The following is a 10,379-nucleotide window of genomic DNA, read 5'->3' as shown; positions in this document are numbered from 1 at the left end:
CCGCACCGCCGCGAAGTCCGCCGAGGCACCCGCGGCCGCGGCCGCGTCGTACCCCATCTGCGCATCCGGACGCGCCCGCACGTCGCCCCCGCGCCCGAGGTCGTAGATCGCCGCAGCAGGGACGATCGGCACCAGCGCGTTGAGCGTGCGGTGCCCGCGCCCCTGCTCTTCGCACCAGAGCTGGACCCCGGTGGCGGAGGCCAGCCCGAAGGCGCTGCCTCCGGTGAGCACCACCGCGTCCACGGTACGGACCAGGGTGGTGGGGTCCAGGGCATCCGTCTCGTGCGTGGCGGGCCCTCCCCCGCGGACATCCACGGCCCCCACCGTGCCCGGCGGCGGGAGCACCACCGTCACCCCGGTCAGCCAGCCGTCGCCGGCGCGGTCCACCTGGCCCACGCGGATCCCGGGCACGTCGGTGATGGAGGACGCCGGCCTAGGCATGGCAGGCACGGCCGTCCTGCGCGGTGATGTTCGCTTCCGCTTCGGCGCTGAGGAAGACGGGCAGGTGCTTCCCGGCCGTGCCTTCGGCGGCCGAGAGGGCATCGGCGGAAAACTTTAGGAGTCCGGGGCCCGGCCCGCGGCGCAGCTGCCGGTAGCCGGCGCAGGGCAGTGCTTCGACGTCCCCCTGACCGGGCACCTTGGGCATCGGCGAGGTCATGGCCTCATCATGCCACGTTCGCCGTGGCCGGGCCGGCTGCTCACAGCGCCGCGACCGCGAGCACCGCCACCTTGCCGATGCTCACGGTCGCCGCCGCCATGCCCAGGATCACGTAGGCGCTGACCGGCACCAGCAGCAGCCACTCACGGACCGAGCCGGCCTTGCCGAGCACCGGCAGCGAGAAGTAGCCGTTGGGCCGCCAGATCCAGCTGATGACCGGGACCTTGCGCAGGAACCGCGGCGGCTTGATCCGCAGCGGCCAGATCAGGTTGACGCCGCCGGTGGTGAGCATGTCCCCCACGATGTGCATGATGACCCCGACGCCCATGGCGATCGGGAACCAGTTCTGCTGTTCCGGGGCGAAGGCGGCGATGAAGGCGGCCACGGCGATCCCCACCACCCACGGGACCTTCTGCAGCCGGTCCGGGATGAACTTGAGGGCCTTGGCCGCGAACGCCACCAGCAGCACGCACAGGATGCCCGCGCCGGGGTAGACCATACCGAAGGGGGCCACCTCCACCGTCCACAGCCCGGCAACAAAGGCGACGGCGGTGAAGGCCAGGATGCCCAGGACCGAGTGGGTGCCGCGGCGGTGCCCGCCGGAGACGCTGCCGATGCCGGCGCAGACCGCGCGGGACACCGGCGGCAGCGAATGCGCAATGGTGGCGTTGTGGTGGTCCGCGTCCGGGACCAGGGCGGCGCCGGCGCTGACCAGGGCCCCGGTCAGGACCCCGATCGGCCCCACGTCCAGCAGGCCTGCCCCCAGGGTCACGGACTGCTCCCCCCAGCCGGCCGGCACCGTGATCCAGTCCAGCGGAATCCGGTACTGGGTGCTGAGCGCCACCCAGGCGGCCGCGCCGGAGAGGGCGTGGTGTGCTCCCATCATGGTGTGCTCGGGGTCCTTTCGTCGGGCAGGCGTGTCGGCTTCAGTAAAGCCGGTGCTACCGACAGTGAAGACTCGGGCTCTCGGGCCGGGTTCCGGCCGCCCGGCTCGGGCCGCGGGACCGGTCCGGCGGGACCGCTCCCGGACACGGCCGTTTTTTGCCGGCGGTGGGCATTGACTGACCGGCTTTGGCCTGCGGGCAGCATCTGCTGACCAATTTTTGCGGGTGGGTGGGCGGGGTGCAGGGCCGGGTCAGTCCAGGGGAACCGGGGTGACGCCGAGCGGGGCCAGCTTCGCCGCTCCCCCGTCCTCGGCGGTCAGGACCCAGATGCCGCCGTCGTGCACGGCCACGGTGTGCTCCCACTGGCAGGACCGGGAGCCGTCGGTGGTCACCACCGTCCAGTCGTCCTCCAGCACCGCGGTTTCGATGTTCCCGCGCACCAGCATCGGCTCGATGGCCAGGCACAGGCCCGGGCGGATCTTGGGGCCGCGGTGGTTGGTGCGGTAGTTGAGCACGTCCGGCGCCTGGTGCATGGCGGTGCCGATCCCGTGGCCCACGTAGTCCTCCAGGATGCCCAGCGGCTTGCCGGGTATGGAGCTGACGTAGTCGTCAATGGCGTTGCCGATGTCCCCCACCCGGTGCCCGGTGGCCAGCGCGGCGATTCCCCGCCACATGGCCTCCTCGGTGATCTCGGAGAGGCGCTGGTCCTCGGGATCGGCGGTGCCCACGATCACCCCGCGGGCCGAGTCCCCGTGCCAGCCGTCCACGCTGCAGCCGCCGTCGATGGAGAGGATGTCCCCGTCCTGCAGCACCCGGTCCCCGGGGATGCCGTGAACCACTTCCTCGTTCACCGAGACGCACACCGTGGCCGGGAAGCCGTGGTAGCCCTTGAAGTTGCTCCTGGCCCCGGCCTCGTCCAGCACCGCCTCGAAGGCGGCGTCAATGTCCCGGGTGGTGGCGCCGACGACGGCGGCGGCCACCGCCGCGTCGAGCGCGCGGCTGACCACCAGGCCTGCGGTGCGCATTTTCCGGATCTGGGCGGCGGTCTTGTATTCGATGCTGGGCTGGCGGAATGCCATGGGGTCCTTCTTCAGCTGAAATGGTGCCGAAACACCGCTGGTCGAACAGGCGGCCCTGCCACCTGCTCGACCAGCGGGATTTGGCTGTTGCTAGGCGGTGACGCTCTTGAGCGCTTCCATGACGCGGTCGGTGACCTCGTCGATCTGGCCGATGCCGTCCACCTTGGCCACGATGCCGCGCTCGAGGTAGCGGGCCACCACGGCTTCGGTCTGCTCGTGGAAGAGGTCCAGCCGGTGGCGGATGACCGCTTCGGTGTCGTCGGCGCGGCCTTCCAGCTCCGCACGGTGGAGCAGGCGGCGCACCAGCTCCTCGTCGTCGGCGGTCAGCTGCAGCACGACGTCGAGCTTCTGGCCGTTCGCGTCCAGGATCCGGTCCAGTTCCTCCACCTGCGCGGTGGTGCGGGGGTAGCCGTCCAGCAGGAAGCCGCCCTCGACGTCGGGCTGGGACAGGCGGTCGCGCACCATGTTGTTGGTGACGCTGTCCGGCACGAAGTCGCCGTTATCGATGTACTTCTTCGCCTCCAGCCCCAGCGGGGTCTGTTCCTTCACGTTGGCGCGGAAGATGTCCCCGGTGGAGATGGCGACAACGCCAAGGCGCTCGGAAATACGAGATGCCTGGGTTCCCTTGCCGGAACCGGGCGGGCCAATAATGAGCATTCGTGTCATCGCAGTAGTCCTTCGTAGTGACGTTGCTGTAGCTGGGCATTAATCTGCTTCACGGTCTCCAATCCCACGCCAACCATGATGAGGATGGAGGTACCGCCGAACGGGAAGTTCTGGTTCGCGTTGATCAGCACCAGGGCGATCAGCGGAATCAGGGAAATCAACCCCAGGTACAGCGCTCCGGGCAACGTAATCCGCGAGAGCACATATCCGAGATAGTCGGCGGTCGGACGGCCGGCCCGGATGCCCGGGATGAAGCCGCCGTACTTCTTCATGTTGTCGGCCACCTCGGTCGGGTTGAAGGTGATGGCCACGTAGAAGTACGTGAAGAATACGATCATGGCGAAATAGAGCGCCATGTACAGCGGGTGGTCGCCCCGCACCAGGTAGGTGTTGATCCAGTTCACCCATTCCGGCGGCGCGGTGGTGCCGTCCGTGGGGGTATTGAACTGCGCGAGCAGGGACGGCAGGTAGAGGATGGACGAGGCGAAGATGACGGGAATGACGCCGGCCATGTTCACCTTGATCGGAATGTAGGTGCTCGTCCCGCCGAGCGTGCGGCGTCCGACCATGCGCTTGGCGTACTGCACCGGGATGCGGCGCTGGGACTGCTCCACGAAGATCACCGCGGCAACCACGAACAGGCCCACCACCAGCACGCCGAGGAAGACATTCACGCCCTGGGCGGTGAAGATCTCCCCGAGGGCGCTCGGGAAGCCGGCGGCGATGGAGACGAAGATCAGGATGGACATGCCGTTGCCCACGCCCTTTTCGGTCACCAGTTCGCCCATCCACATGATCATGCCGGTGCCGGCGGTGAGGGTGATGATCAGCAGGATGATGGTGACCAGGTTGTCGTCCGGAATGATCGGCACCGGACAGTTGCCCAGCAGCGCCCCGCTGCGGGCCAGCGACACCAGCGTGGTGGCGTTGAGCAGGCCGAGGGCGATGGTCAGGTAGCGCGTGTACTGGGTCAGCTTGGCCTGGCCCTGCGCGCCCTCTTCATGCAGCTCCTGGAAGCGGGGAATGACCACCCGCAGCAGCTGGACGATAATGCTGGCGGTGATGTACGGCATGATGCCGAGGGCGAAGATGGAAACCTGCAGCAGCGCACCGCCGCTGAAGAGGTTGACGAACTGGTAGAGCCCGCCGCTGGTGTTGCCCAGGGCCAGACACTGCTGGACGTTGCCGTAGTCGACACCCGGGGCCGGGATGAACACCCCCAGGCGGTAGATGGTAATAATACCGAGCGTGAACAACAACTTGCGCCGCAGGTCCGGCGTCCGGAATACCCGGCCAATCGCGCTTAGCAAGCGTCCTCCTGAAAGTTCTGGATGCCGAATTGCGGCAAGTCACAAGTACCGAGTCTATCGTTTCGGCCGCATCCTGAATAAACCGGATTAACCGAAGAGTCTCCCGGACCCCGGCAGCTGCCGGTTTCCGGGAGACTCATTCAGGTGCGGTGGAAGATTGCGCCGGAGCTTACAGGGCAGTGGCGCTGCCGCCGGCGGCGGTGATCTTCTCGGCGGCGCTGGCGGAGAAGGCATTAACCTTCACATCGACCTTGACGGTGATGTCGCCGGTGCCCAGGACCTTGACGGGCTGGTTCTTGCGAACGGCGCCCTTGGCCACCAGGGCCTCCACGGTGACTTCGCCGCCTTCCGGGAACAGCTCGTTGAGCTTGTCCAGGTTGACCACCTGGTACTCGACCCGGAACGGGTTCTTGAAGCCGCGCAGCTTCGGCAGGCGCATGTGCAGCGGCAGCTGGCCGCCGGCAAAACCTGCCCTGACCTGGTTGCGGGCCTTGGTGCCCTTGGTGCCGCGGCCTGCGGTCTTGCCCTTGGAGCCTTCGCCACGACCCACGCGGGTCTTGGCGGTCTTGGCGCCGGGGGCCGGACGCAGGTGGTGCACCTTCAGAGTGTTGTTCTCTTGTGCCATCTCTACTTCGCCTCCTCAACCTTCACCAGGTGGGAAACAGTGTTCACCATGCCCACGGTCACGGCATCGGCGCTGCGGACCACGGTGTGGCCGATACGCTTCAGGCCCAGTGAACGCAGGGTGTCGCGGTGGTTCTGCTTGCCGCCAATGACGGACTTGATCTGGGTGATTTCCAACTTCGCCTCGGACGGAGCCAGATTCTTACGCGTGGTCATTAGGCACCTGCCTTCTGCTGGAGATTGCGGAGCAGGGACGCCGGGACGACCTCATCCAGCGGCAGGCCGCGGCGGGCTGCCACTGCCTGCGGCTCCTCCAGCTTGCGCAGGGCGTCGACGGTGGCGTGCACGATGTTGATCGCGTTGGACGAACCCAGCGACTTGGAGAGCACATCGTGGACACCGGCGCACTCGAGCACGGCGCGGACCGGACCGCCGGCAATAACACCGGTACCGGCGGACGCCGGGCGCAGCATGACAACGCCTGCCGCGGCCTCGCCCTGGACACGGTGGGGCACCGTGCCGGCAACGATCGGGACGCGGAAGAAGGTCTTCTTGGCCTCCTCCACGCCCTTGGCAATGGCCGCGGGAACTTCCTTGGCCTTGCCGTAGCCCACGCCGACCAGGCCGTTGCCGTCGCCGACAACCACCAGGGCGGTGAAGCTGAAGCGCCGGCCGCCCTTGACGACCTTGGCAACACGGTTGATGGTCACCACGCGCTCGAGGAACTTGTCCTTCTCGGCATCGCGGCCGCTGTCGCGTCCGCCGCGGCCGCCGCGCTCGCCGCGGCCGCCACGGTCACCGCGCTCCCCGCGGCGTCCGCCGCGGCGCTCCTCTTGGGAGGATGCTGCAGTGGTCTCAGTTGCTTCAGTCACCTGAGTTTCCTTTTCGTTATTCTCAGCGGTCACAGTGCCAGCCCGCCTTCACGTGCGCCGTCGGCCACCGCGGCCACGCGGCCGTGGTACTTGTTGCCGCCGCGGTCGAAGACAACGGCTTCGATGCCGGCCGCCTTGGCACGCTCGGCGACGAGCTCGCCGACACGCCTGGCCTTGGCCGTCTTGTCGCCCTCGAGCGTCCGCAGGTCGGCTTCCATGGTGGAGGCCGAGGCCACGGTGACGCCCCTGGTGTCGTCGACAACCTGGACGAACACGTGCCGTGCCGAGCGGGTGACCACCAGGCGCGGACGGACCGCGGTGCCCGAGACCCGCTTGCGCACGCGCAGGTGGCGGCGTCCGCGGGCGGCGGACTTGCTCTTGGAGGTGCGCTTCTTGTTGATGCTGATCGCCATGATTACTTACCAGCCTTTCCGACCTTGCGGCGGATAACTTCGCCGGCGTAACGGATGCCCTTGCCCTTGTAGGGGTCCGGCTTGCGCAGCTTGCGGATATTGGCAGCAACCTCGCCGACCTGCTGCTTGTTGATGCCGGAGACGGTGAGCTTGGTCGCGCTCTCGACGGCAAAGCTGATGCCCTCGGGAGCCTGGATGGACACCGGGTGGCTGTAGCCCAGGGCGAACTCGAGGTCCGCGCCCTTGGCCTGGACACGGTAACCGGTTCCGGTGATCTCGAGCTTCTTCTCGTAGCCTTCGGTCACGCCGACGATCATGTTGCTGATCAGGGTGCGGGTCAGGCCGTGCAGGGAGCGGGAAGCGCGCTCGTCGTTCGGGCGGGTAACGGTGATGGTGTTGTCGTCCAGGGAGACGGCAATCGGGGAAGCAACGGTGTGCTGCAGTTCGCCCTTGGCACCCTTGACCGAGACGAGGTTGCCGTCGATCTTGACCTCGACGCCGGCGGGAACGGTGATGGGGAGACGTCCAATACGTGACATTATTCTCTTTCCTTCCCGTTACCAGACGTAGGCGAGGACTTCGCCGCCCACGCCCTTCTTGCCGGCCTGACGATCAGTCATCAGCCCGGAAGAGGTGGACAGGATTGCGATACCCAGGCCACCCAGCACGCGCGGCAGGTTGGTGGACTTCGCGTAAACGCGCAGGCCCGGCTTGGAGATGCGGCGGATGCCGGCGATGGAACGCTCGCGGTTCGGCCCGAACTTCAGGTCGATGGTCAGCTTCTTGCCAACCTCGGCCTCCTCTTCCTTCCAGCCGGCGATGTAGCCTTCGGCCTTGAGGATGTCGGCGACGCGTGCCTTGAGCTTGCTGTACGGCATGGACACGGTTTCGTGGTATGCCGAGTTGGCGTTGCGCAGACGAGTCAGCATGTCTGCGACAGGATCTGTCATTGTCATTGGGCTCTTGCCCTTCCTCGTAACGGTTTCCTGGCTCCGGCCGGAGCGACCGGGCCGGACCTGTTACGTAGTTGAGTTAGTCTTCGGTCTTGAACGGGAAGCCCAGCGCCTTGAGCAGCGCGCGGCCTTCGTCGTCGGTCTTGGCGCTGGTCACTACGGTGATGTCCATGCCGCGCACCCGGTCGATCTTGTCCTGATTGATCTCGTGGAACATGGACTGTTCGGTCAGACCGAAGGTGTAGTTGCCGTTGCCGTCGAACTGCTTGCCGTTCAGGCCGCGGAAGTCGCGGATACGCGGCAGGGCGAGCGTGACCAGGCGGTCCACGAATTCCCACATGCGGTCCCCGCGCAGCGTGGTGTGCGCGCCGATCGGCATGCCTTCGCGCAGCTTGAACTGGGCGATGGACTTGCGGGCCTTGGTCACCATCGGCTTCTGGCCGGTGATCTCGGTCAGGTCGCGCACGGCGCCGTCGATGAGCTTGGAGTCCTTGGCGGCATCCCCAACACCCATGTTCACCACGACCTTGACCAGGCGCGGGATCTGCATGACGTTCTCGTACTTGAACTCGTTCTGCAGGGATTCGCGGATCTCGGCAGCGTACTTGGCCTTCAGGCGCGGCTGGATCTTCACAGCTGCTTCAGTCATTAGAGTGCCTTTCCGGAAGCCTTGGCGTAGCGGACACGCACGGTCTTCGTCACGCCGTCCTTCTCGACCGTCTCCTCGCGGAAGCCGACGCGGGTCGGCTTCTTGGTCTCCGGGTCGACGATGGCGACGTTGGAGATGTGGAGCGGGGCCTCGACAACCTCGATGCCGCCGGTCTTGGTGCCGCGGGCGGACTGGCCGACCTTGGTGTGCTTGGTGATGCGGTTGATGCCCTCGACCAGCACGCGGTTGGACTGCGGGAATACCTTCAGGACCTTGCCCTGCTTGCCCCGGTCGCCACCGCGTTCCGGCTTGGCACCGCTGATGACCTGGACCAGGTCACCCTTCTGGATCTTTGCGCCCATGCTTACAGCACCTCCGGAGCCAGCGAGATGATCTTCATGAACTTCTTGTCGCGAAGCTCGCGCCCGACCGGGCCGAAGATACGGGTACCGCGCGGGTCGCCGTCGTTCTTCAGAATCACCGCAGCGTTTTCGTCGAACTTGATGTAGGAACCGTCCGGCCGGCGGTGTTCCTTCCTGGTGCGGACGACGACCGCCTTGACGACGTCACCCTTCTTTACGTTGCCGCCCGGGATGGCATCCTTGACGGTGGCAACAATGACGTCGCCAATGCCTGCGTAGCGACGGCCTGATCCCCCGAGAACGCGGATCGCCAGGATTTCCTTGGCTCCCGTGTTGTCGGCGACCTTCAGTCGCGACTCCTGCTGAATCACTTATTACTCCTGTCGTCGCGCCGGTTCTCAGAGCGTTTCTGAGCCTTGCGGAACGGATATGGGTTGGCCCCGCACCGGGCTCCCCCTGGCCGCGCGTCAGCGCTGGGCCCGAAGGCGGTGGCGGGAATTTGCCTGTTCTGTCCATACGGGAAGGTGGATAGTCTTCCCAAACGGCACAGGCAAGATTACTAGTTTATTACCAAGACACCCCGGACACGAAATTCAGCTCGTTGCGGCTGAATCCAGCGGCCGGGGGCTCGTACTTTTCAAGGGGAACGGATCCCCTTCAACCCCTCCCGGTGCCGGGAGGGAAACCTGAGGGCCGGGCCCGCCCGCCTTCACGGGCGGGCCCGGGGGCAACCGCGCGGTTGCCTGGCCTACTTGGCCTTCTCGAGGATCTCCACCAGGCGCCACCGCTTGGTCGCGGACAGCGGGCGGGTCTCGGAGATCAGGACCAGGTCGCCGATGCCGGCCGAGTTCTGCTCGTCATGGGCCTTGACCTTGGAGTTGCGGCGCATAACCTTGCCGTACAGCGCGTGCTTCACGCGGTCCTCGACCTCGACCACGATCGTCTTGTCCATCTTGTCGGACACGACGTAGCCGCGGAGGGTCTTCCGGTTGCCGCGAACCTGTGCTTGGGTCACAGATGCTTCCTTCTCACTCATTTGGCATCATCCTCGGCAACCTCGGCCGGAGCCTCGGCGGACTCGGCGGCTTCGGCCTTCTTGGACTTCCTGGCTGCCTTCGTCTCGTCCTGGACGTCGGCGGCCGGAGCCGCGACGTCCGGACGGATGCCCAGCTCGCGTTCGCGCAGCACCGTGTAGATGCGGGCGATGTCGCGCTTGACGGCACGCAGCCGGCCGTGGTTTTCCAGCTGCCCGGTGGCGGACTGGAAGCGGAGGTTGAACAGCTCCTCCTTGGCCTTGCGCAGCTCCTCTACAAGACGCTCATTGTCGAAAGTCTCGAGCTGATTGGGTGCCAGTTCCTTCGAACCAACTGCCATGTCTATTCACCACCCTCGCGACGCACGATGCGTGCCTTCAACGGCAGCTTGTGGATTGCCAGGCGCAGGGCCTCGCGAGCTACCTCTTCATTGACACCGGAGAGTTCGAACAGAACCCGGCCCGGCTTGACGTTTGCGACCCACCACTCCGGCGAACCCTTACCGGAACCCATGCGGGTTTCGGCCGGCTTCTTGGTCAGCGGGCGGTCCGGATAGATGTTGATCCAGACCTTGCCGCCACGCTTGATGTGGCGGGTCATGGCGATACGGGCTGCCTCGATCTGGCGGTTGGTGACGTATGCGGGCGTAAGCGCCTGGATACCCCACTCGCCGAAGCTGACCTGGGTGCCGCCGGTGGCAGCGCCGGAACGGCCCGGGTGGTGCTGCTTGCGGTGCTTGACTCGACGTGGGATAAGCATTTAAGCCTCTCCTCCTTCTGCAGCCGGCGCCTCGGCGGCAGCCTCGGCGGCCGGTGCGGCCTCGGCTGCCGGGGCAGCGTTGCGGTCAGTACGACGACGGCGCTCGCCGCGGTCGC

General features: G+C 66.5%; 18 protein-coding genes. All 18 read right to left on the bottom strand.

Annotated elements, in window-relative coordinates:
* Positions 1-441 (bottom strand): P1 family peptidase (locus tag ACFQ36_RS17140; RefSeq protein ID WP_377015761.1); only part of this gene is annotated, 441 nt, incomplete at its 3' end.
* A complete protein-coding gene (locus tag ACFQ36_RS17135; protein WP_377015758.1) occupies positions 434-658 on the bottom strand; it encodes a hypothetical protein in 225 nt (74 codons plus the stop codon). The genes ACFQ36_RS17140 and ACFQ36_RS17135, both read right to left, overlap by 8 nt.
* 40 nt (positions 659-698) lie before the next feature.
* On the bottom strand, positions 699-1,544 hold the full coding sequence (locus ACFQ36_RS17130) for a metal-dependent hydrolase (RefSeq protein ID WP_377015755.1): 846 nt from the start codon (positions 1,542-1,544) through the stop codon (positions 699-701).
* Between the two features lie 249 nt (positions 1,545-1,793).
* The gene (gene map / locus ACFQ36_RS17125) at positions 1,794-2,621 is read right to left on the bottom strand and encodes a type I methionyl aminopeptidase (RefSeq protein WP_377015752.1); all 828 of its coding nucleotides are present in this window, start codon (positions 2,619-2,621) and stop codon (positions 1,794-1,796) included.
* A gap of 90 nt (positions 2,622-2,711) precedes the next feature.
* A complete protein-coding gene (locus ACFQ36_RS17120) occupies positions 2,712-3,287 on the bottom strand; it encodes an adenylate kinase (RefSeq protein WP_377015749.1) in 576 nt (191 codons plus the stop codon).
* On the bottom strand, positions 3,284-4,597 hold the full coding sequence (secY, locus tag ACFQ36_RS17115) for a preprotein translocase subunit SecY (protein ID WP_377015746.1): 1,314 nt from the start codon (positions 4,595-4,597) through the stop codon (positions 3,284-3,286). Before secY ends, ACFQ36_RS17120 begins: the two co-directional genes overlap by 4 nt.
* 169 nt (positions 4,598-4,766) lie before the next feature.
* Complete coding sequence (gene rplO / locus ACFQ36_RS17110) at positions 4,767-5,222, bottom strand: 50S ribosomal protein L15 (RefSeq protein ID WP_377015743.1); 456 nt, start codon at positions 5,220-5,222, stop codon at positions 4,767-4,769.
* A 2-nt stretch (positions 5,223-5,224) separates the two neighbouring features.
* Positions 5,225-5,437, bottom strand: a complete 213-nt coding sequence (gene rpmD / locus ACFQ36_RS17105) for a 50S ribosomal protein L30 (protein WP_377015740.1) — start codon at positions 5,435-5,437, stop codon at positions 5,225-5,227.
* Complete coding sequence (gene rpsE, locus ACFQ36_RS17100) at positions 5,437-6,126, bottom strand: 30S ribosomal protein S5 (RefSeq protein WP_377015737.1); 690 nt, start codon at positions 6,124-6,126, stop codon at positions 5,437-5,439. The genes rpmD and rpsE overlap by 1 nt, the downstream gene beginning before the upstream one ends.
* Positions 6,123-6,506: a 50S ribosomal protein L18 gene (gene rplR, locus ACFQ36_RS17095; protein WP_377015734.1), complete on the bottom strand. Its 384-nt coding sequence runs from the start codon at positions 6,504-6,506 to the stop codon at positions 6,123-6,125. Before rplR ends, rpsE begins: the two co-directional genes overlap by 4 nt.
* A gap of 2 nt (positions 6,507-6,508) precedes the next feature.
* Positions 6,509-7,045 (bottom strand): 50S ribosomal protein L6, encoded by a 537-nt coding sequence (gene rplF / locus ACFQ36_RS17090; RefSeq protein ID WP_377015731.1) that lies wholly within the window; start codon positions 7,043-7,045, stop codon positions 6,509-6,511.
* Positions 7,046-7,063: 18 nt separating this feature from the next.
* Positions 7,064-7,462 carry a 30S ribosomal protein S8 gene (rpsH, locus tag ACFQ36_RS17085; RefSeq protein ID WP_377015728.1) on the bottom strand — a complete coding sequence of 133 codons (399 nt, stop codon included), beginning with the start codon at positions 7,460-7,462 and terminating at the stop codon, positions 7,064-7,066.
* A gap of 76 nt (positions 7,463-7,538) precedes the next feature.
* Positions 7,539-8,108, bottom strand: coding sequence for a 50S ribosomal protein L5 (gene rplE / locus ACFQ36_RS17080; RefSeq protein WP_377015725.1), 570 nt, complete (start codon positions 8,106-8,108; stop codon positions 7,539-7,541).
* Positions 8,108-8,470: a 50S ribosomal protein L24 gene (gene rplX, locus ACFQ36_RS17075; RefSeq protein ID WP_377015723.1), complete on the bottom strand. Its 363-nt coding sequence runs from the start codon at positions 8,468-8,470 to the stop codon at positions 8,108-8,110. The genes rplE and rplX overlap by 1 nt, the downstream gene beginning before the upstream one ends.
* Before the next feature lie 2 nt (positions 8,471-8,472).
* The gene (rplN, locus tag ACFQ36_RS17070; RefSeq protein ID WP_377015720.1) at positions 8,473-8,841 is read right to left on the bottom strand and encodes a 50S ribosomal protein L14; all 369 of its coding nucleotides are present in this window, start codon (positions 8,839-8,841) and stop codon (positions 8,473-8,475) included.
* Positions 8,842-9,218: 377 nt separating this feature from the next.
* Entirely contained in the window at positions 9,219-9,506 is a 288-nt protein-coding gene (gene rpsQ, locus ACFQ36_RS17065) for a 30S ribosomal protein S17 (RefSeq protein ID WP_377015717.1), read from the bottom strand.
* Positions 9,503-9,844 (bottom strand): 50S ribosomal protein L29, encoded by a 342-nt coding sequence (gene rpmC / locus ACFQ36_RS17060; protein ID WP_377015714.1) that lies wholly within the window; start codon positions 9,842-9,844, stop codon positions 9,503-9,505. The genes rpsQ and rpmC overlap by 4 nt, the downstream gene beginning before the upstream one ends.
* Positions 9,845-9,846: 2 nt before the next feature.
* The gene (rplP, locus tag ACFQ36_RS17055; RefSeq protein ID WP_237818947.1) at positions 9,847-10,263 is read right to left on the bottom strand and encodes a 50S ribosomal protein L16; all 417 of its coding nucleotides are present in this window, start codon (positions 10,261-10,263) and stop codon (positions 9,847-9,849) included.
* Positions 10,264-10,379: the final 116 nt, after the last annotated feature.

The organism is Arthrobacter sp. GCM10027362, from assembly GCF_042679445.1.
GTDB lineage: Bacteria > Actinomycetota > Actinomycetes > Actinomycetales > Micrococcaceae > Crystallibacter.
This window is presented reverse-complemented; position numbering and strand designations above follow the sequence as displayed.

Coding starts and splice junctions, on each gene's coding strand:
- rplX (WP_377015723.1), bottom strand. CDS start 8,470: ATGGGCGCAAAGATCCAGAAGGGTGACCTGGTCCAGGTCATCAGCGGT.
- rplR (WP_377015734.1), bottom strand. CDS start 6,506: ATGGCGATCAGCATCAACAAGAAGCGCACCTCCAAGAGCAAGTCCGCC.
- ACFQ36_RS17120 (WP_377015749.1), bottom strand. CDS start 3,287: ATGACACGAATGCTCATTATTGGCCCGCCCGGTTCCGGCAAGGGAACC.
- rplE (WP_377015725.1), bottom strand. CDS start 8,108: ATGACTGAAGCAGCTGTGAAGATCCAGCCGCGCCTGAAGGCCAAGTAC.
- rpmD (WP_377015740.1), bottom strand. CDS start 5,437: ATGACCACGCGTAAGAATCTGGCTCCGTCCGAGGCGAAGTTGGAAATC.
- rplP (WP_237818947.1), bottom strand. CDS start 10,263: ATGCTTATCCCACGTCGAGTCAAGCACCGCAAGCAGCACCACCCGGGC.
- rplO (WP_377015743.1), bottom strand. CDS start 5,222: ATGGCACAAGAGAACAACACTCTGAAGGTGCACCACCTGCGTCCGGCC.
- ACFQ36_RS17130 (WP_377015755.1), bottom strand. CDS start 1,544: ATGATGGGAGCACACCACGCCCTCTCCGGCGCGGCCGCCTGGGTGGCG.
- rpsH (WP_377015728.1), bottom strand. CDS start 7,462: ATGACAATGACAGATCCTGTCGCAGACATGCTGACTCGTCTGCGCAAC.
- rplF (WP_377015731.1), bottom strand. CDS start 7,045: ATGTCACGTATTGGACGTCTCCCCATCACCGTTCCCGCCGGCGTCGAG.
- rpmC (WP_377015714.1), bottom strand. CDS start 9,844: ATGGCAGTTGGTTCGAAGGAACTGGCACCCAATCAGCTCGAGACTTTC.
- ACFQ36_RS17135 (WP_377015758.1), bottom strand. CDS start 658: ATGACCTCGCCGATGCCCAAGGTGCCCGGTCAGGGGGACGTCGAAGCA.
- rpsQ (WP_377015717.1), bottom strand. CDS start 9,506: ATGAGTGAGAAGGAAGCATCTGTGACCCAAGCACAGGTTCGCGGCAAC.
- map (WP_377015752.1), bottom strand. CDS start 2,621: ATGGCATTCCGCCAGCCCAGCATCGAATACAAGACCGCCGCCCAGATC.